24 protein-coding genes are annotated in these 24,452 nt (G+C 46.5%); 1 reads left to right on the top strand and 23 read right to left on the bottom strand.

Annotated elements, in window-relative coordinates:
* Positions 1 to 3: 3 nt before the first annotated feature.
* From AC4OGX_RS20160 to AC4OGX_RS20225, 14 genes are all read right to left on the bottom strand, one after another.
* Positions 4 to 1,608, bottom strand: a complete 1,605-nt coding sequence (locus tag AC4OGX_RS20160) for a response regulator (protein WP_493332598.1) — start codon at positions 1,606 to 1,608, stop codon at positions 4 to 6.
* 544 nt (positions 1,609 to 2,152) lie between these two features.
* The gene (locus AC4OGX_RS20165) at positions 2,153 to 3,163 is read right to left on the bottom strand and encodes an aldo/keto reductase family protein (protein WP_493332600.1); all 1,011 of its coding nucleotides are present in this window, start codon (positions 3,161 to 3,163) and stop codon (positions 2,153 to 2,155) included.
* Positions 3,164 to 3,189: 26 nt separating this feature from the next.
* Complete coding sequence (gene pfkB / locus AC4OGX_RS20170) at positions 3,190 to 4,122, bottom strand: 1-phosphofructokinase (protein WP_493332602.1); 933 nt, start codon at positions 4,120 to 4,122, stop codon at positions 3,190 to 3,192.
* A gap of 11 nt (positions 4,123 to 4,133) precedes the next feature.
* On the bottom strand, positions 4,134 to 5,183 hold the full coding sequence (locus AC4OGX_RS20175; protein WP_493332603.1) for a galactitol-1-phosphate 5-dehydrogenase: 1,050 nt from the start codon (positions 5,181 to 5,183) through the stop codon (positions 4,134 to 4,136).
* 1 nt (position 5,184) lies between these two features.
* Positions 5,185 to 6,705, bottom strand: coding sequence for a xylulokinase (gene xylB / locus AC4OGX_RS20180; RefSeq protein WP_493332604.1), 1,521 nt, complete (start codon positions 6,703 to 6,705; stop codon positions 5,185 to 5,187).
* 93 nt (positions 6,706 to 6,798) lie between these two features.
* A complete protein-coding gene (locus AC4OGX_RS20185; RefSeq protein ID WP_493332606.1) occupies positions 6,799 to 7,839 on the bottom strand; it encodes a LacI family DNA-binding transcriptional regulator in 1,041 nt (346 codons plus the stop codon).
* Positions 7,840 to 7,894: 55 nt separating this feature from the next.
* The gene (locus AC4OGX_RS20190) at positions 7,895 to 8,746 is read right to left on the bottom strand and encodes a class II fructose-bisphosphate aldolase (RefSeq protein ID WP_493332607.1); all 852 of its coding nucleotides are present in this window, start codon (positions 8,744 to 8,746) and stop codon (positions 7,895 to 7,897) included.
* Between the two features lie 245 nt (positions 8,747 to 8,991).
* Positions 8,992 to 9,306, bottom strand: a complete 315-nt coding sequence (gene rhaM, locus AC4OGX_RS20195; RefSeq protein ID WP_493332624.1) for an L-rhamnose mutarotase — start codon at positions 9,304 to 9,306, stop codon at positions 8,992 to 8,994.
* Positions 9,307 to 9,324: 18 nt separating this feature from the next.
* Entirely contained in the window at positions 9,325 to 10,167 is an 843-nt protein-coding gene (locus AC4OGX_RS20200) for an L-ribulose-5-phosphate 3-epimerase (RefSeq protein ID WP_493332608.1), read from the bottom strand.
* Between the two features lie 29 nt (positions 10,168 to 10,196).
* Positions 10,197 to 11,711, bottom strand: coding sequence for an FGGY-family carbohydrate kinase (locus AC4OGX_RS20205; protein WP_493332609.1), 1,515 nt, complete (start codon positions 11,709 to 11,711; stop codon positions 10,197 to 10,199).
* 145 nt (positions 11,712 to 11,856) lie between these two features.
* On the bottom strand, positions 11,857 to 13,050 hold the full coding sequence (locus tag AC4OGX_RS20210) for a substrate-binding domain-containing protein (RefSeq protein ID WP_493332610.1): 1,194 nt from the start codon (positions 13,048 to 13,050) through the stop codon (positions 11,857 to 11,859).
* A 95-nt stretch (positions 13,051 to 13,145) separates the two neighbouring features.
* Entirely contained in the window at positions 13,146 to 14,423 is a 1,278-nt protein-coding gene (locus tag AC4OGX_RS20215) for an ABC transporter permease (protein ID WP_493332611.1), read from the bottom strand.
* Positions 14,423 to 15,433 carry an ABC transporter permease gene (locus AC4OGX_RS20220; RefSeq protein WP_493332612.1) on the bottom strand — a complete coding sequence of 337 codons (1,011 nt, stop codon included), beginning with the start codon at positions 15,431 to 15,433 and terminating at the stop codon, positions 14,423 to 14,425. The genes AC4OGX_RS20215 and AC4OGX_RS20220 overlap by 1 nt, the downstream gene beginning before the upstream one ends.
* Before the next feature lie 2 nt (positions 15,434 to 15,435).
* Complete coding sequence (locus AC4OGX_RS20225; RefSeq protein WP_493332613.1) at positions 15,436 to 16,941, bottom strand: sugar ABC transporter ATP-binding protein; 1,506 nt, start codon at positions 16,939 to 16,941, stop codon at positions 15,436 to 15,438.
* Between the two features lie 282 nt (positions 16,942 to 17,223).
* On the opposite strand from AC4OGX_RS20225, the gene AC4OGX_RS20230 reads away from it, so the two are divergent.
* On the top strand, positions 17,224 to 18,093 hold the full coding sequence (locus tag AC4OGX_RS20230; protein ID WP_493332614.1) for a helix-turn-helix domain-containing protein: 870 nt from the start codon (positions 17,224 to 17,226) through the stop codon (positions 18,091 to 18,093).
* A gap of 161 nt (positions 18,094 to 18,254) precedes the next feature.
* Here AC4OGX_RS20230 and AC4OGX_RS20235 read toward each other — a convergent pair whose 3' ends face one another.
* The 9 genes from AC4OGX_RS20235 to AC4OGX_RS20275 form a co-directional block, all read right to left on the bottom strand.
* Complete coding sequence (locus tag AC4OGX_RS20235) at positions 18,255 to 19,400, bottom strand: 1-propanol dehydrogenase PduQ (protein ID WP_493332616.1); 1,146 nt, start codon at positions 19,398 to 19,400, stop codon at positions 18,255 to 18,257.
* 12 nt (positions 19,401 to 19,412) lie between these two features.
* A complete protein-coding gene (locus AC4OGX_RS20240; protein ID WP_493332617.1) occupies positions 19,413 to 20,177 on the bottom strand; it encodes a DeoR/GlpR family DNA-binding transcription regulator in 765 nt (254 codons plus the stop codon).
* A gap of 106 nt (positions 20,178 to 20,283) precedes the next feature.
* Positions 20,284 to 20,832, bottom strand: a complete 549-nt coding sequence (locus AC4OGX_RS20245) for a BMC domain-containing protein (protein ID WP_493332619.1) — start codon at positions 20,830 to 20,832, stop codon at positions 20,284 to 20,286.
* The gene (locus AC4OGX_RS20250) at positions 20,825 to 22,174 is read right to left on the bottom strand and encodes an SLBB domain-containing protein (protein WP_493332626.1); all 1,350 of its coding nucleotides are present in this window, start codon (positions 22,172 to 22,174) and stop codon (positions 20,825 to 20,827) included. The genes AC4OGX_RS20245 and AC4OGX_RS20250 overlap by 8 nt, the downstream gene beginning before the upstream one ends.
* Before the next feature lie 7 nt (positions 22,175 to 22,181).
* Entirely contained in the window at positions 22,182 to 22,448 is a 267-nt protein-coding gene (locus AC4OGX_RS20255) for a EutN/CcmL family microcompartment protein (RefSeq protein ID WP_168866828.1), read from the bottom strand.
* A gap of 110 nt (positions 22,449 to 22,558) precedes the next feature.
* The gene (pduL, locus tag AC4OGX_RS20260; RefSeq protein WP_493332621.1) at positions 22,559 to 23,206 is read right to left on the bottom strand and encodes a phosphate propanoyltransferase; all 648 of its coding nucleotides are present in this window, start codon (positions 23,204 to 23,206) and stop codon (positions 22,559 to 22,561) included.
* 80 nt (positions 23,207 to 23,286) lie between these two features.
* The gene (locus AC4OGX_RS20265) at positions 23,287 to 23,565 is read right to left on the bottom strand and encodes a BMC domain-containing protein (protein ID WP_493332627.1); all 279 of its coding nucleotides are present in this window, start codon (positions 23,563 to 23,565) and stop codon (positions 23,287 to 23,289) included.
* A gap of 272 nt (positions 23,566 to 23,837) precedes the next feature.
* Positions 23,838 to 24,122 carry a BMC domain-containing protein gene (locus AC4OGX_RS20270; RefSeq protein WP_493332622.1) on the bottom strand — a complete coding sequence of 95 codons (285 nt, stop codon included), beginning with the start codon at positions 24,120 to 24,122 and terminating at the stop codon, positions 23,838 to 23,840.
* Between the two features lie 57 nt (positions 24,123 to 24,179).
* The coding region (locus AC4OGX_RS20275; protein WP_493332623.1) for a BMC domain-containing protein at positions 24,180 to 24,452 on the bottom strand (273 nt) is incomplete at its 5' end.

Here is a 24,452-nt window from a genome sequence, read left to right on the forward strand (position 1 = left end):
GTCTTACTTCTCTCTGGCGTATTCTTTCGGCGTCTTCCCTGTCATCTTCTTAAATGCGATACTGAAATAATGCGGATCACTAAACCCTACCTTCTCAGCGATCTCATAATTCTTAAGGCTGGTCTGGCGAAGAAGCTGCTTTGCCCGGTCCATCCTGATGTTTGTCAGTGCCTCGGTAAAGGTCTTTCCGGTCGCCTCTTTAAAAATGCTGCTGAACCTGCTTGTGCTGATATTCAGATACTCACAGATATGATTCAGGCTCAGGTCAGGATTGCTATAATTTTCTTTCAGATAATCGACTGCCATCACAGCCTGACGCTCTCCGCTTGACTGTCCTGCTGCCAGAGCCGCAGCCAGTCCCCGGGATGCATACCCCCGGATCAGTTCCATCGCCTTATCCAGGCTTCTCGCATCCGTAATATCAGAAATGTCAGAATCAGCCAGCATGAAACTCTCCTCTGTCTCCTGCACGGTCTCATAGATGATGCGCAAGACCTGGTGCAGATAAGCCACACATTTATTCCGGCTCACATAACCGGTCCTCAGCCAGCTTTCAATATGGTCGATGGTATCCAGAAGCGTCTTCCTGTCATTTCCTCTCAGAGCAGAGGCAATATCCTTAAAATCCTGCTCCAGCTCCATCGGATTGCCCGACACTGCCTCCTGTTCACAGTCAAAAATAACTCCACAGCCCTTTGTATAACGGTACTTCAAAAACTCTGCGGCAGAATCGTAGGACTTGTAAAGCTCATCTAAAGAATCCACATATCTCCCGATCCCCATAGAAATACTCAGCTTCATCGTACGATATACCGTCTCCTTGATCTCACTGCATATCTTTCCGGCCTCGGCCGCAAATTCTTTAGGCCTGTTCGTGAAAAACAGGATGCAGACCCGGTTGTCTGAATCTCTGAAAGCCAGACCTGCCTTGTGATTTGCTACGATCTCACTGGAAATGTTCTCCACCACAAAGGACATCAGCGCACTTTCCTTTTTCAATTCATCATCCACCTCATAAAGGTCTGAGTATACATCGATATCCACTGCCGCCACACGATATGCCCCGCTCTCCACGGATATTCCAAATTCCTCCAGCTCCCTTAAGCTTGTCTCAACCTCCTGCGTCCCCTTTACCAGCCGCGATAAAGTCCTCGATATGATCAGAGCTTCATTCTTTGTATAGCTGTGATAAACCTTTGTCAGTTCATCCATCTTCTGTTCCTGCTGTCTCTCACCATCCAGCTTTTCCTTGACCCTGGTCAGTACTTCCGAAAGCTCCTTGGCAGTCACCGGCTTTAAGATATACTCTGCCACCTTATACTGGATCGCCTGCTTTGCATATTCAAAGTCACTGTATCCGCTGAAAATAATGATCGCAGTCTGAGGGAAATTCTCATATACATACTTGCTCAGCCCCATCCCGTCTATGTATGGCATACAGATATCTGTGAGGACTACATCGACCTGGTTCTCCTTCATGAACTCGATCGCGTCCTTCCCATTCTCACAGTCCTTTGCCAGTTCAAACCCAAGCTTATTCCATTCTATCTTGGCGCTGATGGCCTCACGCACCAAAATCTCGTCATCTACCAGTAAAACCTTGTACACCGCGCTTTCCTCCCGTGTAAACAAATTCATAGGCCCTATTTAACAGCTGTTGCTGCAGACCTGCCCGCAGGGCATGTGTCAGGATGTGCCCTATGGGGTAAGATATAACAACCGCAGGCAGGGGTATCACTGCCTGCGGTCATAAATTGTAGTATGTTTCCGAATATAATAATAGTATACAACAAGCAGGAAAATAGGGAAAGAAGTTTTTGCCATCATTTATTCTGTCATTCATGCTGTGCCTAGCTATACGTGATACTTAAGCGGGTATTCTCCGGGTATGACACATGTCTTCTCAAATGTCTTAGAACGCGTTTAGAGGCCGTTGAAGAAAAAGAGAAAAAAACTGAGGTCAGAATTCGCCGTTCGCCGGCGTAATTCTGCAGCCTACATGCAAAGAAATCATCAAGTTTTCTGCGCATATCGGCTAGTGCCTCAGTTTTTCTCTCTTTTTCTTTTACAGCCGCTTAACAAGTGGCCTGACATTTAAGAAGACATGTGCCATACCCGGGGAAGTCCCGTTCAGGATCGTGTACAGCGCCCCTTACAGTGTCACAATGACTCCGTCTTCATCCCAGAGATCATGCCAGTCATTTGCGCCTTCCCAAAGGAATACCTGTCCTTTGACAAGTCTGTTGTTTCTCTCCAGAGTTGCGATCTTAGCCATTTCCTCATCTGTCAGCGGATCTTCTGTCAGACATTTTAAGTTGCTTACATATTCCACTTCATGTACAGAGAACGGAATCGGGATCTGTCCTCTCTGGTGAGCCCATTTTAATGCAATCAGTGCCGGATGCACGCCGTGTGCTTTCGCGATCTCCTGCATTTCCGGTGTCTGTAAGTCAGCCACGTCCTCAGGACACATATCTCTTTCCGGTCTCTGAGGTGATCCTAAAGGCATGAAGCCGATCGGCTGGATGTCTTTGGATACAAGGTAATCGTATAATTCCTGCTGCTGGAAGCACACATGAAGCTCCATCTCGCATGCAACAGGTTTGATCTTCATCAGAGGAAGAACTGCTTCCAGTTTCGGGATCGTCATGTTAGAGATACCAATATGGCGGATCAGTCCTTTTTCTACCAGGGACTCGCACTGTCTGTAAGTGCTCATAAATTCCTCTACACTGAACGGTCTAGAATCAGGGTTGCGGGAATCCACGTCACATCCTGGTGCATGATAGTTCGGGAATGGCCAGTGGATGAAGAACAGGTCGATGTAATCGCACTTCAGGTCTGCGATACTCTTTCTGCAGGACTCTTCCACTCTCTCATGCATGTCGTTCCATACCTTTGTCATAATGTAAAGCTCTTTACGCTCTACCACGCCTTCGTCAAATGCAGCCTGGAAGACCTCACCGATCTGGTCCTCATTTCCATAGCATGCTGCACAGTCAAACATACGGTATCCGCAGCGGATCGCACCTGCTACTGCATTCGATACCTGCTCTGCTGTAAATCTGTCGGAACCAAATGTTCCCATACCGACACAAGGTACTTCCTCTCCTGTGTAAAGTTTTACTTTTGGCACAATTGCCGGGTTGATAAATTCGCCCATTTTCCTATCTCCTTTTCTTTGTTTTATTATTTTAATTTAAGGATCTCAACTTCTGGGAAGATTCTTTCCATATCTTCCTTCACAAAAAATCCGGTTTCTTCTCTTAATGCAGCTGCCGCTGAGATGGCGCTCGCCTCTCGCAGGATTCCTTCGATACTTAAGCCTTCGCTTAAGCCCAGTGCAAAGCCGGCGATCATGGAGTCTCCGCATCCCACCGTGTTCACTGCATCGATCTTCGGCACCTTTGCCTGGTAGATTCCCTGGTCACATACAACAAAGGAACCGTCCCCGCCAAGGGAAACTGCCACGATCTCCACGCCCCGCTTATGGATTTCTTTTGCGGCTTCTATCATATCATCCAGATTGTCACAGGTCTTTCCTGTCAGCATACGGATCTCATCGATATTCGGCTTGATCATGGTCGGGCAGGCCTCGATCCCCATCTCAAGCAGTTTTCCGCTCGTATCCAGGATCACCTTTTTGCCCGCATCCTTCACGATCTTCACAAGCCTCTGATAAGCCGTGCCATCGAGCCCCTTCGGGACGCTGCCGGACATGGCTACCACATCCGCTTTCTCCACCAGACCTTGAAACTTTTCGATAAATCCCCGGAAATCCTCTTCTGTTACCGTGAAGCCCGGTTCCAGGAATTCGGTCTGTACTTTATTTACCTCGTCCCAGATATTGATACAGGAACGGCTCTCTGCTTCCAGGTGGTAGAATGCGCTCTCCACATGAAATGGTTTCAGAGAAGCTTCTATATAATTGCCTGCGTGGCCTCCCACAAATCCGGTAGCCACAACTTCTGCCCCTGCGATCGCCGCAGGCTTGGAAACATTCAGTCCTTTTCCGCCCGGTGTGTAAGCACATTCCTTCACACGGTTTACCTCACCGATCTGGAATCCCTCAACCACATACCGCTTATCAATTGCCGCATTTAAGGTTACTGTTAAAATCATGGTGCAGCCTCCTAATCTTCATTCATCAGCAGAACTTTTCCTTTGACAAGTCCCGGTGTCTTGAACATTTGGAACGCTTCCTGTGCCTGGCTCATCGGCATTTTTTTGTAAATGAAGCCCGGGTCAAACTTTAACTGTCCTGTGGCAAAATAGTGTGCCGTCAATTCCCACTCTTTTCCCGGGAACGGTGAGCTGTAAGACATCCAGGAACCGGTCAGCTTGAATTCCTTACGGTTCATGTTTTCCCACATCTTTGGTGTGAATGTCAGATCCACATGAGGAGTTCCGATGAAACAGACATGGGACTTATTGGCAGCCAGCTCAAATGCCATGTACATGGTCGGCGCCTGACCTGCGGTCTCATATACATATGCATATCCTTTTCCGCCTGTGATCGCCATTGCCTCTTCCATATAATTCTCTTTTGTTGTGTTGATCACTTCGTCAGCTCCAAGGCGTTTTGCAAGCTCTAATCTCTCATCACTGATATCGAATACAACTACTTTTTTGGAACCGAAGATTTTTGCCCACTGCATTGTGAACATACCGATCGTTCCGCCGCCTAAGATCGCTACATACTGTCCGCCCTGATAGTCATTCTGGAGAAGACCGTGCAGTGCGACTGTGGATGGCTCGAACATTGCTCCCTGCTCATAAGAAATGCTTTTATCGAATACGACTGCATTTTGTTGTGGCAGAACAACATAATCCGCATTACTTCCCTGCTGTCTGGAGCCGATGAAGCTGTAGTTCTTGCAGAGTGAGAAATTACCGTTCTGGCAGTCATCACATTTCATGCATGGGAGAAGCGGCGCCCCTGACACTCTGTCGCCTACTTTCACCTTTGTTACGCCTTCCCCTACAGCTACCACGTCACCGGAAAACTCGTGTCCCAGAACGATCGGGTAGAAGTGCACTCCATTGTGGAGCACTCTCGGGATATCAGAACCACAGATTCCGGAAGCCTTTACTTTTACTTTGACTTCTCCCGGTCCTGCCTGTGGCTCCTCATAGTCGAGATACTGAACATCCTCGTTTGCACATACAACTGCTGCTTTCATCTTACCTGCCTCCTGTTTTTTTCATTGTTTCTTTTAAGTTATGATAAAGTTCCAGATAAACCTCATAGTTTCCTGCATAAACACTTTCGTTTTCCTTGTTTGGTTCATGGGAACGTTTCTCTTCCACCGTCAGCGCGACTGCCTCCTCAAAGCTCTCATACATCCCCACACCGACTCCTGCCAGGATCACCGCCCCCAGGGTCGTCGCCGTATCGGATGAAGGTACAATGATCGGCTTTCCTGTAATATCTGATTTGATCTGTGTCCAGAGAAGGGAGTTCGCGGAGCCTCCCATGGCCCGCAGCACGCTCACTTCTGCTCCTGCTTCCTTTGCCACATCCAGATTATGCTTTAAGGCGTATGCTACACCTTCCATAGCTGACCGGATAAAATGTGCCTTTGTCTTGCTGAAATCCAATCCGTAATAAACGCCCTTTGCATCCGGGTCCCATATTGGGGAACGTTCGCCAGACATATAAGGAAGGAACACAACACCGTCACTTCCCGGCGACACCTTTTCTGCCATTTCATTGAAAAGATCCAGTGAACTCCTGCCCTGTCTCTTTCCTTCTTCTCTCTCATAATCGCCGAACTGCTGCTCCAGCCATCGCATAACACCGCCGCCTCCGGTGGTGCCTCCCTGTAAGAGCCACTGTCCCGGTACAACATGGTATCCGAGGATCAGCCTTTCATCTGCAATGTACTGGTCTGTGCAGATACTCATGCCGCCTGCCTGACCGCCCTGCTCCTGGGTCTCTCCGGGATGGATCACGCCTGCCCCAAGAGTGCCGCAGGCCGCATCCAGACCGCCTGCTACAACAGGAGTTCCGACTGCAAGGCCGCACTCCTTAGCTGCCTTCTCATTCACCGTCCCGATCACTTCATGGCACGGGTGAATTTCCGGGAGCAGGCTCATGGGGATTCCCAAAGCCTCACACATATCCTCATCCCATGTTCCTGTATGCATGTTAAAACAATGCAGTCCGTACCCCTGAGACATATCCTGTGTCATCTCCCCGGTCAGCTTGTATGCAATATAGCTGTTGGACTGAAGAATCTTGTATGTATCTGCATAGACCTCCGGCAGATTTCTCTGATACCAGATGATCTTAGCCGTCGTGTAGGATGGCTGCAGGGAGTTTCCCGAAAGCTCAAATATCTTATCTGCCCCTATCTTTTCATTCACTTCTTCACAGATGTCTGCCGCCCTTGTATCCATCCAAATCGGCGTGTTTGTCAGGACTCTGCCGTCTTTGTCCACTGCGATCGCTGACCAGCTCTGACCGTCGATCCCTACACCTGCGATGTCTTCCGGGGCGATGCTCCCCTTTACAAGGACTTCTTTTACAGCCCCGCAGACTGCGCTCCACCATTCCTCCGGATTCTGCTCTGCCCATCCCGGATGCGGATAGTAAACAGGATAGTCCCCGTTTGCTGCAGAGATCACTTTTCCCTCTCTGTTGAAAACAGCGATCTTGCAGGCACTCGTTCCAATATCAATTCCTAATAAATACTGCTTCATTATGAACCTCCATGCCGCATCAAATGCGGTAATTGATCCCTTTATTGTCAAAACGGATCTTCTTAAATCCGCTTCGCTACTTCCCCGATGAGGTTAAAGCACAGATCTGCCTGCCACAAAGCTCGTTTTCAGCCTCACTGTCTCATATCTCTTCTCTCTCGTATCTTCCGCCTCTTGTGTCTCCTCTGCCTCTTTTATATCCTCTGCCCCTTCCAGACGGCCCAAGATCAGTTCCGATACATGGCGGGCAATTTCTTTTGTGGGCTGCGTCACAATACTCAGCTTCGGAATACTTGCCTTCGCAAACTCTACGTTGTCAAAGCCAATAAAGGAAAGCTCCTCTGGTATACGGATTCCCAGCTCGTTGATCTGAATGATTGCTCCCATGGTCATTTCATAGTTGGATACAAAGACAGCAGTCATATCCGGATTCTGCCTGACTAACTGCTTCATAGCCTCTGCTCCGCCCTCAATCGTGTAATTCCCCCAGGCAGCCAGCTTTGGATCCGGCCTGATCCCGGCCTCTTTAAGTGCCTGACAGTATCCCGTGTAGCGTTCCTGTGCCGTATAGATGTCTTTTGGACCTGCGATCATACCGATATGTCTGTGACCTGCATTTATGAGCCGGTTCACAGCATCTTTTGCCGCACCCTCGTTGTCTACCAGCACACAATCACAGTCAATATCTTCTAACTTTCTGTCGATGAGCACCACCGGCTTCCCGGCCTTTGTAAACTTTTTCAGATACCTGCCGCGCCGTCCTGACGGCATGATGATCAGTCCGTCGACTCTTCTGTGGAGTAAAAACTCCACTGCCTCCTCTTCCCGCTTTTCATCCGTACGGCAGTCGCAGATCATGGTTGCATATCCGTGGCTGCGAAGCAGATCCTCCACCTCTGTGATGATCTCCGCACAGAAGATATTGTTCAACTCCGGGATAATGATTCCTATAATCTTCGTCTTATTCGTCTTAAGGCCCCTGGCAACCTCGTTTACCTCGAAATGAAGCTCTTCGATGGCCGCCTCTATTTTGACTCTGTTCTTCTCCCTGACGTTTCCCCCATTTAAATAGGAAGAAATCGTTGCAAGCCCGAGTCCTGTCTGCTTCGCAATATCCTTGATCGTTGCTGCCATGATCTTCCCCGCCTTCTATTTATGTACCAATTATGTCCCCCAAAAACTGTCCAAACTAATCCGCTTTGTGGTCACATCCACATACTTTCATTCGGCCCATAACCAGTTCTTTTACTGCTTCCATTCCCACCACACCAAGCTTCTTCGGATCAAAGGTATCCGGCTTCTCCTTAAGAAGCTTCTTGCCGGCATCTGTATAGGCAACTCTCAACTCTGTTGCAAAATTCACCTTGCACATACCGCGCTGTACACATTCCTTAACATCATCATCGCTTAAGCCGGATGCTCCGTGCAGGACAAGCGGAACGGAAACCACTTTCCTGATCTCGGAAACTCTCTCCTTGTCCAGGACAGGTGTTCCTGCATAAAATCCGTGTGCCGTACCGATCGCGATCGCCAGGGAAGAAACACCAGTGCGCTCTACGAATTCCTTTGCTTCCATCGGATCTGTATTAGTATCTGCTTCTGCCTCCAGATCATCTTCTTTTCCGCCGACCTTTCCAAGCTCTGCCTCTACCGGGATGCCACATGCTTTTGCTACATCTACCACCTTCTTGCTCACTGCAATATTATCTTCAAAACTTTCATGGGAACCATCGATCATGACAGAAGTATATCCGGCCTTGATCGCCTGTACTGCCAGCTCGAAGCTGCTGCCGTGATCTAAGTGCAGACATACCGGAACAGTTGCTTTCTTCGCTTCTGCTGCTACGATTCCGAAATAAGTCTCCAGCGTACCGTACTTCACGGTAGACGGAGTCGTCTGGAGCATGACCGGGGCACGAAGCTCCTCGGCTGCCGCGATGACCGCTTTCACCATCTCCATATTCTCTACGTTAAAAGCACCGACTGCATAGCCGCCCTTCTGTGCGTCCAATAACATTTGTTCTGATGTAACTAATGGCATATGTATGATCCTCCTTATTCTGAAACCGAAACGTTTCGGTTTTTCTGGTTTTATAATAACTCTGCTGTCTGCAAATGTCAATCGTAAGTTGTTATGAAGATCAAATTTAGTAGAATGTGCTATATTTTTTATCTAAACTTTGTGCAATTACTACGAACGAAAAAGGAGAGGCTGTGCAGCCAACGATTCCTGCACAGTCTCTCCCTTTTTGATTTGCACCATTGTGGAGCTCCGTCTTATCCCTATTAATCTAAATGAAATACCGGTTTCAGGTCAATGGATACCGGGCTGTTGTCTGGATTTGTCTCCATAATATCAGCCATGTAATCCCACCATTTGCGGCAAATCTCCGTATCAGCGCTCTTGTCCCACTTCTTGGCATCTTCCAGTTCAATATACCCGTAGAGTATATTGGTCTCTGTATCCAGGAAAATAGAATAATTAGATCCGCCGTACTCATGGATCATGTCTTTCATCTCCGGCCAGAGTGCATTATGCCTCTTCTCATACTCTTCCGCCATTCCCTCATATAATTTCATCTTAAAACTTTTTCTTACCATCATTTATCTCCTTTGTTCTTATAATTTGTCCAGGATTCCCCTGAACATATCTGCTGCAAATACAAGGTCCTGTTTCCACTGCGGATTCCCTGTGTACCAGAATTCTGTCACAAACTTACGGACACCCAGCTCCCACGCCTTCGCCGCACCGCTTTCAAAATCCACATGCCCGGTCCCAAATGGGATCTCTCTGAATTTTCCCGGAACAGTCTCCTTTAAGTGCATAGCCACGAGATGTCCTCTTCCCAATTCCAGATCTTCCAGGACATCATTCTGATAAGTCTTTGCCGCATTCGTGATATTGCCAAGATCCGGATACACATTCAGGTACGGTGAGCCTGTCAGTGTCACATACTTCATTGCCTTCTCAACGGTATTCATGAATTCATTTTCCATAGTCTCAAATCCCATTACGATCCCCAGGCGTGCAGCCATCTCTGCTGCTTTTTTCAGGTTCTCAAGAAAACGCTTCTTCGTCTCAAAGGTGGATTCCTCATAATACACATCATACCCTGCCAGCTGGATGATACGGATTCCCAGGTCATCTGCAAGTACCAGCGCCTTCTCCATGATCTCCATCCCCCTGGCACACACAGCCGGATCACTGCTGCCCAGCGGATATTTGCGATGCCCGCTCAGGCACATCGTGCGGACAGGCACTCCGGCTGTCTGCATCAAACGCACCAGCTCAAGACGCTCCCCCGCAGGCATGTCCAGTCTGGATAGCTTTTCATCCGTCTCATCGATGCTGATCTCCACAAAATCAAAGCCGGCCTCTTTTGCCGCAAGCAGCTTCTCTTCCCATGACAATGCCGGCGGCATTGATTTCTCATATAATCCTAGTGTATATTCTTTTACCATAGTCTCTTCTCTCCCGGTCTCTGATGCTCTTAATTTTCAAAGCATTCCCACACACCGCTTAAGCCATCGATCACCCGGCGGTAAGTCTGGTACTTTCTTTCATAAATCCTGCGATACTCCGGACGTGGAAATACTGTTTTCGTGATCTTCACAGTCCTTTGGATCCCATCCTCGTAATCACAGTAGATGCCGACTGCAATGCCGGCTGCGATCGCAGCTCCCTGTGCACCCAATTCCTTATCCTCGATCACATCGATCGGGATCTGCAGGGCATCCGCAAAGATCTGCACCCACACATCTGAATTTGCGGCCCCGCCGGAAAGCCGGATACTCTTTGGCACTTCCCGGTTACGCAAAAGCTTCTTCACATGGGTGATATGCGAAAATACGATTCCCTCATAAACAGCCCTGAGCATATGCTTCTTATTATGATAAGCAGTCAGACCGATGAAAGTCCCTTTTGCGAGCGCATCTTCATTCGAACCATTCAAGAACGGAAGGAAGATGATACTGCTGTCCTGAGGTTCGATAGATTCCACCCACTCATTCGTGATATCATAAACGGACCCTCCGGCCTCTTTTGCCTCTGTCTTCTCATAGTTCATCAGGTTGCGGATGAACCATTCCATGTTACCGGCAGAAGTCGGACTGCTCTCCTCGATCAGGTAATATCCCGGGATACAGAACATGGAGTTTAAAGCCACCGTTCCATTTAATACAGGTTCTTTGGCAATAAACTCATTGATGCTCCATGTCCCTGCGATCATGCACATCTTCTCTTCATCAGACAATCCTGACGCGATCCCGCATGCATTCACATCAAACATCCCTGCTGCAACAGGAGTTCCCTCTTTCAGAAGTGTCAGCTCACTTGCTTCCTTTGTTATGTATCCGCAGATATCTGCAGCATGCTTGAGAGGAGGAAGTTTCTCATAAACCTCCTCCAGTCCCATATAGGAGAGAAGCTCTCTGTCATATTCCCCGGTTGTCATATTGACCAGATTGCCGCCGGAAAAATCCGTATACTCCGCATATGCTTCGCCTGTCATCCGAAACCGTACATAATCCTTTACTGCAAATATATACTTCGTATTCCCGATCACCTCAGGGCAGTGCTCCTTAAGCCATGCAAGCAGGCTGACCGGCTGGCAGGCCAGGATCTCCTGGAAGGTCTTCTGGTAAACCTTTTCGGCGGTTCCGTCCTCTTTCCACTTTTTCACATAGGACCATGCCCTTGCATCGGTGGATACGATCCCGTTATATGCAGGCTTATCGTCCTTCCCAACGAGATAGAGGCCCTTTCCATGGCCTGAATATGATACTCCGGCAATATCCGCCGGATCTACGCCGCTCTTTGCGATCGCCTGCCGTACTGCCTGTGCATTGACCTGCCATAATTCCTCCATGTCCCGCTCTGTATAACCGGGCTTGGGGGTGATCGTCACGGTCGGCACACTGGCAACAGAGACCTGACATCCGTTCTCATCGAACAGTGCCGCTTTTGAAAAGGTCCCGCCATTGTCAATTCCCATCAAATATTTCATGCTTCTCCTCCTGATTCTTACTGCATTCTGCCAGTTACAAAATAAGGAAGAAAATCCCAATCAGAATTTTCTTCCTTATTTATTACTCATAGGATCTCAATAAGATTATAATCTATATGAGATTGTTTTGCAATCCGGCATTCTCTTACAGAACGTCGATCCAATCCTGCATATTGTCTTTGTAGAAGATGTAAGGTGTTCCTGCAAGAACAGCTGTACCGTCTCCGCTCTGATATGTCTCGTATGAAGTTGCTTCATAGTCGCCAAATGCATCCATATCGAATTTAGATCCAACGCTTCCGTCATATCCGTCGTTAACTGCTGCATATGTAGCTGCACCTGATACTGCTCCTAAGTGGATAACATCCCACAGCATCATGTATGGGCATACAGATTTGAATGCATCATCATCTGCAGATGCCGGCATGAAGGACTGCATCTCTGATGGAAGTCCAAGACCTGTCAGCTTGATCTCGCTGTTAGCTGATTTCAGGGACTGTCCTGCTGCTGCGATACCTACTGTTGTAGGAGAAATGATACAGTCAACTTTGTTCTCTGCGATGAATGCCTGAGCCTGTGTTGTGGACTCTGTCAGGTCATCATTACCATATTTTTTGTCAAGCTCTTTGCTTACTTTTCCAGCATAGAAATCTTTTGAAAGTTCATCTTCCATAGCTGCGATCCAGGAGTTCTGTACCGGTGTATCAATAGATGCAGAAAGAACGCCTAATTTGATCTCATCCCCTGAATATTTTCCAAGCTCTGTCTTTACTGTTTCTTCCATCTTTCCGTCACCAGGATAGTCAACACCAAGTGTGATCAGGACTGCTGCCTGAACAAGGTAAGATCCGATATCAGCTGTTTCAGCCTGGTTTACGTGGCAGATACGGTATTCCGGATTAGCTTCTGAGTCTACGGATACGATCGGGATACCTGCTTCTTTTGCTTTCTTAAATACTTCATCATAACCAGCATCACCATTTGTTGAGATCGTGATTGAAGCAACCTTCTGTGTGATCAGCTCGTCCAGCATCTGAACCTGTGCTGCTACTGTTGTCTCAGCAGGGCTCTTATAAGCTGTCTTCTCGCCCTTAGCTTCCAGGTACTCAGAGAATCCTTTGTACATCAGATCTCCGAAGGAGTTACCTGTTGATTTGAACATAAATACATGTGTTCCTTCCAGTGATTTGTCATCACCGCCTGCGTTTGCTTCTGTTGCAGCCTTGTCTTTTGAATCTCCTGTGTCTGCTGAATCAGTCTTTGTTGTGCTGCATCCTACTAATGATCCCAGCATCATTGTGCTCAGCCCTACTGCTAACAGCCTTTTCCAATTTTTCATATTACTTCCTCCTTGTTTTTATTATATAAACAGCTCTTGCGCTGCCTATAATCCGTTTTAGTTGCCGCTTTGTATGAATTGCTGCTTTGTATTAGCTACTTTGTATTAAAACGTGCCTTTGCTTTTCTTTCGTCTTCCTTCTGCTCCTCAAGCCAGACAGCTGTCTGCTCCCTGCATTTTTTCTGAAGAGATGCGATCTTGTCTTCGCATTTCTTGATTTTTGCGGATTTGTCAGCTTCGCTTAAGGTACTGTCTTTTCTTGTCTCTGCGATCGTGTTCTTGAGTACCTTCACTTCCTCTGCTGTCTTATTGTTCAAAGCCTCTACGTTCTTGTTTCCTTTGTATACAACTTTGAGCTTGATATTTGCCATCAGCTGCCTGTTTACATTTGGAATCAGAACTGCAATGATAAGGATAAATCCTGTTACGATCTTTCTCGTATTGGCATCTACTTCCAGAAGTCCAAGTGTATATGTAAGGAAAGCCATGATCAAAGTAGCGATGATCGGACCATAAACCTTACCTTTTCCACCATTCGTAGACACACCGCCGAGTACACAGATCGCGATTGCAGTCATCTCATACCCTGTACCCATTGTGGAGGAAACACTGCCTCCCATACGTCCTACGAAGAAAATGGATGCGATCCCGCACATCAGTCCCATTAAAACGAATACAAATAATTTTGTCTTCCTTACATCAATACCGGAATACTGTGCACATGTGGCATTATTTCCAATGATGTAGAGCCTTCTTCCGAATCTTGTTTTCTGAAGGATGAAGACGAATCCGGCACCCATCACCAGGAAGATGATCAGTGAAAGCGGGATTCCCGCAATGTTTGTCCATGCAATGGCTGTATAGAAGCTTGGGAATACCTTTAATACATTGACATCCAGGATGATCTTAACGATTCCGCGAAACAGCATGGAAGTCGCAATGGTTACAATAACCGCAGGCATTCCGATATACGCAACAAAGAATCCGTTGAATGCACCGCACAGACCACCTGCAAGGATTCCGGCGATCACACCGGCAAATGCCGGCATACCTGCCTGGCAGCACAGACCTGTGATCATAGATGCAAAAATCATTGTAGAAGCTACGGATACATCGATGTCACCGAGCATCAGGATAAATATCATACCGAGCACAAGCGGGCAGACATCCATACCTGACTGGATAATAGCCTGAATCGTTCCCTGTGAGAAGTAAAGGTTCGCTTTTTCCACCATCAGTACGATGTTGATCAAGAGCAGTATGTATACCAATACCATCTCCCAGCTAACTAAAAACTTCGATAACTTAAAGCCCTGTTTTACAGTTAAATCTCTTACAGGTGCTGCTTTTTGTGTATTGTTTTCTCCACTCATTAGATTAAAGCACCCCTTTCTCTAAGTGCTCTCTTTTCAGCAGAGCGTTCCATATAGATATTCAGTGCAACCGCTGCTATGATGATCGCTCCCTGGATCGCATCGGACCATACACTCAGTCCCGGAAGAAGGCTGATAAAGTATGTGATGACTGACATCATCAGAAATCCGATGATGACTCCGTCTACTTTTCCCTTTCCTCCGTTGATGCTGACACCTCCGAGGATGCAGATCGCAATCGCTGTCATCTCGTAGGACTCGCCGATACTATAGCTGCATGTTGCATAGTTGGCTGTATAAAGCATTCCTGCAAGTCCTGCAAGCATACCGCAGAGTGTCATTGCCAGGAATACAACTCTTTCTTCCCTGATACCCGCTACCTGTGAGGACTCACGGTTTGTACCGATCGCATAGATGCGCCGTCCCCTCGAGGTATATCCCAGGAATAGGATGGCCAGTATAAATACCAGGATCAATATCCATAGTATCGCGGGAAGCCCCAGTATCCTAAGTGTTGCAAATTTCAAATATCCTTCTGTAAACTGATGCGGGAACCACCATTGTCCACCGCTGAATAAGAAGGAAAATCCACGGAATGCATACATCGTACCAAGTGTTGCGATCATTGGCACCATTTTGAAATATCCTACCAGGATGCCGTTAAAAGCACCGCACACAGCACCGATCAGCAGTGCGAGCAATACCCACGCTCCTGCCGGCACGCCCGGGTTCTCAGCCATCAGACGGCAGCATACAACACCTGTCAGTGACAATGTTGCTCCGATAGAAATATCGATACCTGCTGTCAGGATAACCATCATCTCACCAATTGCAAGAAGTCCGTAAACTGCATTATTCTGAAGCATGTTGATCAAAGAATTCAGAGAATACATTGACGGTGTAATAACTGCTGCGATGATAAGAAGCACAACGAGTCCGAGAATCAGGCCGAAGTTTCTGCTTTCTGTCATCCGGGAAAGTAGTGATCTATTTTTTCCTGTCGTTCCCATTCTTAACTCTCCTTCCCTTCTTCTTGTTTTAATGACGCTTCCAAAATCATTTCCTGGGTTGTTCCCTCTGACTCAAATTGTCCGGCAACCCTTCCGCTTCTCATAACTACGATCCTATCTGCCATACCGAGCACCTCAGGCATCTCAGAGGAAACCATGATGATCGCATATCCGCTGGCTGTCAGTTCGTTCATGATCTCATAGATCGAATACTTCGCTCCAACGTCAATACCCTTTGTAGGCTCATCAAGGATCAGAACCTTCAAGTCACAGTTCAAAAGCTTCGCAAAGACAACCTTCTGCTGGTTACCACCTGATAATGAGGACGGCGGTGCACTGATATCTTTTGCTTTCAGCTGGATCTTCTGGCAGAGCTCAATTGCTTTCTTCTCCTCTGCGGCAACGTCTATCTTAGCGCCTTTTACGAACTTGCTCATATCAGCAGATGATACATTCTGGTAAATCGGAAGCTCATTGATCAGGCCCTGGGTCTGTCTGTCCTCAGGAAGCAGCCCGATCCCATATTTCAGGGCATCGATGGGGCTGTTGATCTTAACCGTCTTTCCTTCCAGCTCGATCGTCCCCTTATCCGGTGTCATGATACCGAAAATATTCTGGCAGACTTCGGTACGCCCGGCTCCGACAAGACCTGTCAGTGCGAGGATCTCTCCTTTGCGTACATCGAAAGATACATCTTTAAAGTACCCTTCCTTGGAAATATTGTTGACTTTCAGTACAACATCTCCGATTTTTGAATTTTTCGGAGGATACATCTGTGTCAGTTCGCGTCCAACCATTGCTGCGATCAGTTTCTGGTTAGAAATCTTATCCACATCCCAGCAGCCTATGTACTTAGAATCACGGAATACCGTAACTCTGGTCGCCAGCCGGTACATGTCTTCAAATTTATGTGTGATGAAGATAATGGAAACACCCTCATCTCTCAAATGTTCTGTGATCTGATATAACTCTTCACACTCTCTTCGTGAAAGTGATGCTGTCGGCTCATCCATGATCAGAATCCTTGCATCTCTGGACAAAGCCTTCGCGATCTCGACTAACTGCTGCTGTGCAACAGATAAAGTGCTCATTGGTTTGGATACGTCAATATTTTTACTTAATGGCTCGATCAGCTCTTTCGCCCGCTTTGTCATTAATTTCCAATTGTATATCCCGAACTTATTCTTTATTTCCTGTCCCATAAAGATGTTCTCTGTTACTGACAGGTCCGGAAATGCTGTAACATGCTGATAGATAGCAGCAATTCCTAATTTTGCGGAATCTTCTGTGGAACGAAGGGTGATTTTTTCTCCCTCCAATAACATTAATCCGCTGTCTGGCTGATGTACTCCTGTAATGACCTTAATGAAGGTTGATTTACCTGCACCGTTTTCACCCATAAGAGCATGTATCTCACCTTTTTTTAACTGAAAATGTACACCATCCAATGCAGTAACACCACCGAAAGTTTTTACAACATCTTTCAGTTCCAAGATATAATCGCTCATCTTGTTTTCCCCTTTCCTTTTTTTGTCCTGCTTACCTCCTGTCCATGTACCTAGTATCCATACCTTTACCCCATTATTCAATATCATAATTTGTTATTTCGCTATCTAAAATTGCTATTTTAAAGCATTTGTCATTTTTTATGGTTGATGTTATAATTTTTTAGTGGATTTTAATATAAAAAGTCGAATTTTGTCTATAGACAACCTTTGTAAATTTGAACAGTAACTTTTTTAGATTTTCAAATCATTTATCACATTCTACTAATAGAGGAGGAACCATTTATGGCATCACCCAAAAGAGAGTTTCCAAAGAAATATAATGAGTATACTTTTTCTTCCAATTCCATGGCAGATTCCTTTCCCTTCACGGTAAAGGAATGCGGATATTGTAATGAACGGAAATTTGTTCTCGGAGAAAAAAATAATTACAACGAATACCTTCTTCTATATTCTTTAGAAGGTACTGTACGTTATACCAAGGATAAGAGAACCTTTTATGTGCAGCCGAATTCTGTCATTACGACTGCCTGTAATACCACTCTGACATTCACTCGGGTGTCAAAGGAATGGAAATATTTTTATTTCATCATTGGTGGCAGCCATGCCAAGCGCTTCTATAACCTGGTCCGTACGCATGATAATATCATTTTGTGTAATCCGTTCTCCAATGTGCTGGATCATTTTTTGGATCTCTACTATATATTAACGGAATCGTCGGAAGCATATAATGACGTCTGGAAGTATATCCATGCCTCCATGATGATCCATAATATTTTTACTTCCCTTTATGACCTTGCATTCAACATCAGTACCATCAAGGATATGACCCCGGCCCAGGAGAATAATATCAATGCTGCACTGAAATATATCTCTCAGAACTACAAAGATGAATTGAGTATTGAAACGATCTCCAGTCAGATCGGATTCTCAAAATATTACTTCTGCAAAATCTTCAAAAAGCAGATGGGGATGACGATCCATCAGTATGTAAATGAATTCAGGATCAATAAAGCAAAGGAGCTGCTCGCCTATTCCAAGCTTTCCATCAACTCCATTGCCAGCCAGGTCGGTTTCAAGACGACCCTGACTTTTTTAAGGGCATTTGAACGTTCTGTACATATGACGCCCAGTGAATATCGGGATTATTATTAAAATAGAAAAAAGTACGGATCCGTTATCTTTTTTGATACCGAATCCGTACTTTTTGTATATGGGAAACCTTTCCCAGTATTATCCGTTGGCAAAGCAGATATTTAAAATCCGCTCCGCCGCTTTCTTGATGAAGTTTTACAATCTGTGTTTTCGTGCTGCTCCTACCACAGATCTTTGTAAATCTGAACAATATCTGCTTTCCTAGGTACACGCGGGTTCGTTGGCGTACATGCATCTGCCATCGCTGCATCTGCCATACGGTCGATCGCGTTGAAATAATCTTCCTTGGAAATCTTCCCCATCTGTGAGATAGAAAGCGGAATATCCATTTCTTTAAGCATGAACTGCACCCAGTTTACAAGGGAGCGTACTGTCATGATCTTGTTGTAGCTGCTCAATCCGAGGATCTGCGCAACTGTGGAATATCTCTTTACAGCCGGAAGATATTCTGTACGGCTCTTGCTGTGCTTGTTGATATCACTGTTGAATTCAATGATATGCGGAAGCAGCATTGCATTGGCACGTCCATGCGGTACATGGAATGTAGCACCCAGCTGGTGTGCCATGCTGTGATTGATCCCCAATGATGCGGAATTAAAAGCTAATCCGGCAAGGCAGGATGCGGAATGCATTTTCTGTCTCGCGTGTGTGTCATTCCCGTCCAGATATGCGCGGAGCAGGAACACACCACAGATCTCGATCGCTTTTTCTGCCAGAGCGGTAGAAAAATCGTTCCTGTTTGTACTTACACAGGCTTCCAATGCATGTGTGAAAACGTCCATTCCGGTATCTGCCGTGATAGCCGGAGGCACGCTCTTTACAAGCTCTGCATCCAGGATTGCCTCATCAGGTGTCAGGCTTCTGGAAACCAGAGGATACTTCATCTGTTCCTTTGGATCAGATACCACCGCAAAGGAGGTCACCTCTGAACCGGTTCCGCTCGTGGTAGGTATTGCGATCAGTCCGACCTCTGCGTAGTTATCTACGCGGAGCGCAAATTCACGGATGGATTTGGAGGAATCAATAGCGGATCCGCCGCCAACTGCGATGATCGCTTCCGGACGATATTCCAGCATCTTCTTGACTCCCTCACTGATCTTCTCGATCGGAGGATCCGGCACGACATCCTTGAAGATATCAAACTCGATATTCCCTTTCTTGAGAGGATCTGTGATCAGATTGATCATATTGCTCTGCGCCATGAACGGGTCTGTAATGACCAGTACTTTATGGTATGGTATCTCTATCAGACGATCCAGTGCCTGGTCGCCAAAATATATTTTAGTCTTAATATCAAAGCTTTTCATAGTGCCCTTCCTCTACTTCGGATAGATGCACTCTATCCCTAACTCTTTTAGTGCCTGCAGCCATTTGGCCGGAGGCTTCTCGTCAGTAACAACGGTCGTAACATCTTTCAGCATTCCTACTGCTGTAAAGGCCGTTTTATCAAACTTGCTGCTGTCCACAGCCAGGATTCTTTCCTTCGCTGCTTCCAGCATTGTCTTCTTATTATTCGCAAGAAGTTCATCAGAATCTGTAAGCCCGGCCTTAAGATCAAATCCCTTGCAGGATATGATCGCCTTGTCCACATGATATGAGCGGAGCATCCTGTCTGTCTGCGGTCCCACTAGGGCAAACGATCCTTCCCTGGAAACACCGCCGGTTGAAAGCACACTCCAGTCCGGTACATCAAATAATTCAATGATGATCTCAACTGAATTCGTGATCAATGTCAGATTTCTTTTTCCCTTCAATGCCTTGGCAACATATACTGCCGTGGAGCTTGCATCCAGCATGACGCTCTCTCCGTCCTTGATCCTGGTGCTGATCAGCTCTGCTATGCGCTGTTTGCCTATCACATTGTGATTCTTCCTGATGTTAAACGGTAAATCAATATTTACACTCTCATTGATGACAGCTCCTCCATAGCTCTTAATGGCAAAGCCGTCATTCACCAGCTTTTCAAGGTCTCTTCGGATCGTCTCCTCAGAAACATCATATATCTGGCTTAATTCACTAACTACTACACGCCGTTCAGCCTGCAGTTTTTCTAATATTTCATTCCGTCGTTCTATTGCCAGCATCGCACTGCCTCCCGGTCACTTACATCATACAGATTCCTGAAAACATTACAGCCTGGGACAGGCCATATCCATGGACCTCCCCGGTGATGAATCATTCTCTGTCCTTTTATAAAATTGCTTCGCGAATCTTAGCATCCGGATGAGCAATCACAGAAGAATCCAGGTACATTCCTTCTTCTGCCACTGCTGCCTTCGCTTTTTCGATCGCAGCCTCGACAGCCGCCACATCTCCTGTCAGCATCAGGTAAGACTTCCCGCACATACCTCTTGCGATACGCAGCTCGATCAGATCAACGATCGCTGTCTTGGCTGCTTCATCAGCCGCTACGATGATCGAGGTTGCATCATATGTCTCCATGATACCAAGAGCAGACACCTCTTCGATCTTAGTAGCTCCGTAAATTGCCGGGAAGATCGATCTATGTGGGTTGCCGAGTACGAAACTATTGATCAGGTGTTTGCCGTGCAGTTCCTTAGATGTCTCAATGGCTGCATTCACGGCGCTTAAATCTCCTGAAATAATCACGATATATTTTCCCGGACATACTGTCTGAGCCTCAATGATGCTTACTTCAGAAGTCTTTACCATAGCATCTGCTGCTACTACACCTGATGAAACAGTCTTATACTCTACCATTCCAATTGCCTTACTCATTGCCTGCACGTCCTTCCTGAGTTTCTATTACAATATATTTCTCACTTACTTCTATAACTATACCATCTATACTTGCATGGATTCCCACACTTAAGCCTTTCGCTGGTTCAGCGATCATCTGTCCTCTTGCCACCTGGTCCCCGCGCTTCACGACTGCTGATGCAGGTGCACCGATATGCTGGCTTAACAGGATCTTTACCTTTTTAACAGGAACGCCTGACTCATCAAGAGGGGCTTCCTTATCATACTTTGTCAGATCCAGTCTTGCCATCAGCCGTTCCATCGGAACCTTCCGATATTCTCTTTCCTCACCTACCGGCTTGGGCTCAACACCCTGCGGCGGCTTGATTCCATTTGAACGCAGACCTGCTTTGTATTCTGCCATTAATGACCTTGGTGATAATCCCTGCATACAGGAGTACATCTCGCACAGTCCACAGGAAGAACAAAACATGGTGTTGATAAATATGTTTGGCTCCTGTATATCCTTACAGGTAGCTGCACGCATAAACAAATGCGGCTCGATCGGGTGTCCCAGACGGTTTCTCGGACACAGATCTGTGCACATCGTGCATTGACAGCAGCATGCCGCAGCACGTTTTAAATCTATGGATGACCTGCGCCTCTTCTTCTGAATGATCAGATGTTCCTCCGGCAGTACCAGTACCGCATTGGTTGTCTTGGTCACAGGCTGTGAGCCTGTTCCGATAAATCCCATCATCGGACCACCGATAAAGTATACAGCATTTTTTGTCGTTGTCCCTCCGGCAAGCCTTACCACTTCCTCGATCGTTGTTCCGATCGGAACGCGGACTGTCACCGGATGCTCCACCTCTGCAACTACGGAGACCAGTTTATCTACAACCGGAGTCTCCTGGTTCAACGCTCTGTATACATTATATACTGTCTCTACGTTGAAAACTGCGACACCGCTTTCGATCGGAAGTCCGCCCGGTCTTACGACCTTGCCAGTCACTTCGTAGATCAGTACAACTTCATCTCCCGCCGGATAAACCTCGTCGAGCAGCCCAAGCCTTACCTCTGGGTACTCTCCGATCACCTCATTGAGCGCATCAATTGTTTTCTTATAAGCCTTTTTAATCCCAATAACTACTTCTTTTGCACCTACAACCTGTCCCATCATGTGGAAGGTCTCAACGATTTCCTGTGCATACTTTTCGAGTAATTGTCTATGTAATCTTAAGAGTGGTTCACATTCTGCACAGTTCAGGATGATTGTCTCTGCACGTTCATCTAACTTTGCATAAGTAGGAAAGCCCGCACCACCTGCACCAACAATACCGTTCTGCTGCAATATGCTGCTTAATTCTTTCATTTCCATCATTTCACTACTCCAGTCCTGTTCCATCGTCAATAATTCCAACTATCGCTGCATCAACAGGTGCATCCGGCATTCCTGAACCGATCCTCGCGGCACTGCCCTGGGACACCAGCACATAATCACCTATACCTGCACCGATCTTATCAATCGCAATGAGTTGTTTTGCGCCGGTCTGCATATGCTCCAGAACGTCTACGATCATAAACTTATTGCCGACCAGATTTTCACATTTGCGTGTTGAGACAACACTTCCCTTTACTTTTCCTATCAGCATAACATCCTCCTAATGCGACTTTTATTCCTAATGTACACACTGACACATCAGCACTTTTCCTGTCAGACAGGTAAATACTAATGTGCCAGTGCACTTCTTTTATATCATTCTTATTTGATAATTCTAACGGTATCACCTGTTGCGATCTTAGCCGCATTGGCCTCATCCGTGTCGATATGCATCTCAAGGGTGAAGCTGTCATCCACACGGATCTGTACGTGATTGAAAACAGTTCCTCTCTCGTTGTCTGCCTTTACAGAAACGACATCCCCGTCATGCACTCCGGCTGCCATGGCATCCTTTGGTGACATATGGATGTGTCTCTTTGCAATGATACATCCTTCGTCCAGGTAGATCGCACCCTTTGGCCCTACAACTGCGATCGCTGCAGATCCTGCAACATTACCGGATTCTCTGATCGGAGCCTTTACACCAAGACGGATCGCATCTGTGGCAGAAATCTCTACCTGTGATCTGCTTCTGACAGGTCCTAAGATGCGGACATTTTCTATCGCTCTCAGCTTTAAACCTACGATGGTAACAAGTTCGTTTGAAGCAAACTGTCCGCCCATCAGTTCTTTTTTCTTAGTCAGCTGATATCCCGGACCAAACAGAGCCTCCACGTGCTCCTGTGTCAGATGGATATGTCTTGCAGACACACCGATCGGCACCATGTATCCGGTATCGTCAGAAGCCTTCTGCTTCTCTACAGCTTCCAATACCATTTTGGTAATCAATGCTACATTACTATTGTCCATATCAATTCTCCTCATTTAGTTTATAGTGTGCCGAAAAAACAGGTCCATCCTGAATCATCCGACACACTAACCGTAACTAATTATTTCATTGTAGGAAGAATCTTTTCTACATCGTTGTGTGGTCTTGGGATTACGTGTGTAGCCACTAATTCTCCAAGTCTTCCAGCTGCTTCTGCACCAGATTCAACTGCTGACTTTACTGCTCCAACGTCTCCGCGAACCATAACTGTTACAAGTCCGGAACCGATCTTCTCTGTTCCTACTAATACAACATTAGCTGCTTTGAGCATTGTATCTGCTGCTTCGATTGATGCTACTAAACCTCTTGTTTCAACCATTCCTAATGCTTCCTGTGACATTCTTTTTTCCTCCTTTAATTGAATACTTTCTTCTACCTGCTCCGTCTGCTGCGCCGTCTGGTTTACCCTCTTAAGGGTCTTAGCCGGTGCCTTAGCTGTAGTCGTCTTCCTGGTGGATGCAGCTTTTGCAGTGCCGGTTGTCTTCTTTGCTGTACTCTTCGCAGCCTTTGATGACCTGGCAGTGCTTTTTTTTGCTGCTTCTGCTGTATCCTTTGAACCAGCAGATTTTTCGCCGTCTGTTGGTTTTTTCTCTTCTGCCATCTGACTGCCTCCTAACTTACCCTGTTCGCGCTGTTATTGATCAGCCTTATGATCTCCTCATGAGGGCTTGCGATCACCACATGCGCTACTGGCTTCTTAATCCCGTTTGCTGCAGCAGTTTCGATGGCCCCGGTTACAGCAGATACGTCTCCGCGGATAATGATTGTTACAAGCCTTCCACCTAACTTCTTCTCCCAGGTAACGAGTTCCACATCTGCCGTCTTGCACATGATATCAATCGCAACAACTGCTCCCGTCACACTTGGAACTTCAAAAAATCCATATGCCTGTCCCATGAGACTGCTCCTTTACTTCTCCAACCCGTTTCTTATTAAATAGGGTATCTTAAAGTCCTATACAGTAGGAAGAATCTTCTCTACATCGTTGTGTGGTCTTGGAATTACGTGTGTTGCAACTAATTCTCCAAGTCTTCCTGCTGCGTCAGCTCCTGTCTCAACAGCTGCCTTAACAGCTCCAACATCTCCGCGAACCATAACTGTTACAAGTCCGGAACCGATCTTCTCTGTTCCTACTAATGTTACCTCAGCTGCTTTTGTCATTGCATCTGCTGCTTCGATTGCTGCTGTAAGTCCTCTTGTTTCTACCATTCCTAATGCCTGCTGTGC

This window comes from Faecalicatena sp. (assembly GCF_058819085.1).

Bases quoted from the DNA above. Each gene is read 5' to 3' on its own strand.
- AC4OGX_RS20165 (WP_493332600.1), bottom strand. From the start codon at position 3,163: ATGGGCGAATTTATCAACCCGGCAATTGTGCCAAAAGTAAAACTTTAC.
- pfkB (WP_493332602.1), bottom strand. From the start codon at position 4,122: ATGATTTTAACAGTAACCTTAAATGCGGCAATTGATAAGCGGTATGTG.
- AC4OGX_RS20175 (WP_493332603.1), bottom strand. From the start codon at position 5,183: ATGAAAGCAGCAGTTGTATGTGCAAACGAGGATGTTCAGTATCTCGAC.
- xylB (WP_493332604.1), bottom strand. From the start codon at position 6,705: ATGAAGCAGTATTTATTAGGAATTGATATTGGAACGAGTGCCTGCAAG.
- AC4OGX_RS20185 (WP_493332606.1), bottom strand. From the start codon at position 7,839: ATGGCAGCAACGATCAAGGATATTGCGAAGCAGACAGGACTCGGGCTT.
- AC4OGX_RS20190 (WP_493332607.1), bottom strand. From the start codon at position 8,746: ATGCCATTAGTTACATCAGAACAAATGTTATTGGACGCACAGAAGGGC.
- rhaM (WP_493332624.1), bottom strand. From the start codon at position 9,306: ATGGTAAGAAAAAGTTTTAAGATGAAATTATATGAGGGAATGGCGGAA.
- AC4OGX_RS20200 (WP_493332608.1), bottom strand. From the start codon at position 10,167: ATGGTAAAAGAATATACACTAGGATTATATGAGAAATCAATGCCGCCG.
- AC4OGX_RS20205 (WP_493332609.1), bottom strand. From the start codon at position 11,711: ATGAAATATTTGATGGGAATTGACAATGGCGGGACCTTTTCAAAAGCG.
- AC4OGX_RS20210 (WP_493332610.1), bottom strand. From the start codon at position 13,050: ATGAAAAATTGGAAAAGGCTGTTAGCAGTAGGGCTGAGCACAATGATG.
- AC4OGX_RS20215 (WP_493332611.1), bottom strand. From the start codon at position 14,423: ATGAGTGGAGAAAACAATACACAAAAAGCAGCACCTGTAAGAGATTTA.
- AC4OGX_RS20220 (WP_493332612.1), bottom strand. From the start codon at position 15,433: ATGGGAACGACAGGAAAAAATAGATCACTACTTTCCCGGATGACAGAA.
- AC4OGX_RS20225 (WP_493332613.1), bottom strand. From the start codon at position 16,941: ATGAGCGATTATATCTTGGAACTGAAAGATGTTGTAAAAACTTTCGGT.
- AC4OGX_RS20230 (WP_493332614.1), top strand. From the start codon at position 17,224: ATGGCATCACCCAAAAGAGAGTTTCCAAAGAAATATAATGAGTATACT.
- AC4OGX_RS20235 (WP_493332616.1), bottom strand. From the start codon at position 19,400: ATGAAAAGCTTTGATATTAAGACTAAAATATATTTTGGCGACCAGGCA.
- AC4OGX_RS20240 (WP_493332617.1), bottom strand. From the start codon at position 20,177: ATGCTGGCAATAGAACGACGGAATGAAATATTAGAAAAACTGCAGGCT.
- AC4OGX_RS20245 (WP_493332619.1), bottom strand. From the start codon at position 20,832: ATGAGTAAGGCAATTGGAATGGTAGAGTATAAGACTGTTTCATCAGGT.
- AC4OGX_RS20250 (WP_493332626.1), bottom strand. From the start codon at position 22,174: ATGGAAATGAAAGAATTAAGCAGCATATTGCAGCAGAACGGTATTGTT.
- AC4OGX_RS20255 (WP_168866828.1), bottom strand. From the start codon at position 22,448: ATGCTGATAGGAAAAGTAAAGGGAAGTGTTGTCTCAACACGCAAATGT.
- pduL (WP_493332621.1), bottom strand. From the start codon at position 23,206: ATGGACAATAGTAATGTAGCATTGATTACCAAAATGGTATTGGAAGCT.
- AC4OGX_RS20265 (WP_493332627.1), bottom strand. From the start codon at position 23,565: ATGTCACAGGAAGCATTAGGAATGGTTGAAACAAGAGGTTTAGTAGCA.
- AC4OGX_RS20270 (WP_493332622.1), bottom strand. From the start codon at position 24,122: ATGGGACAGGCATATGGATTTTTTGAAGTTCCAAGTGTGACGGGAGCA.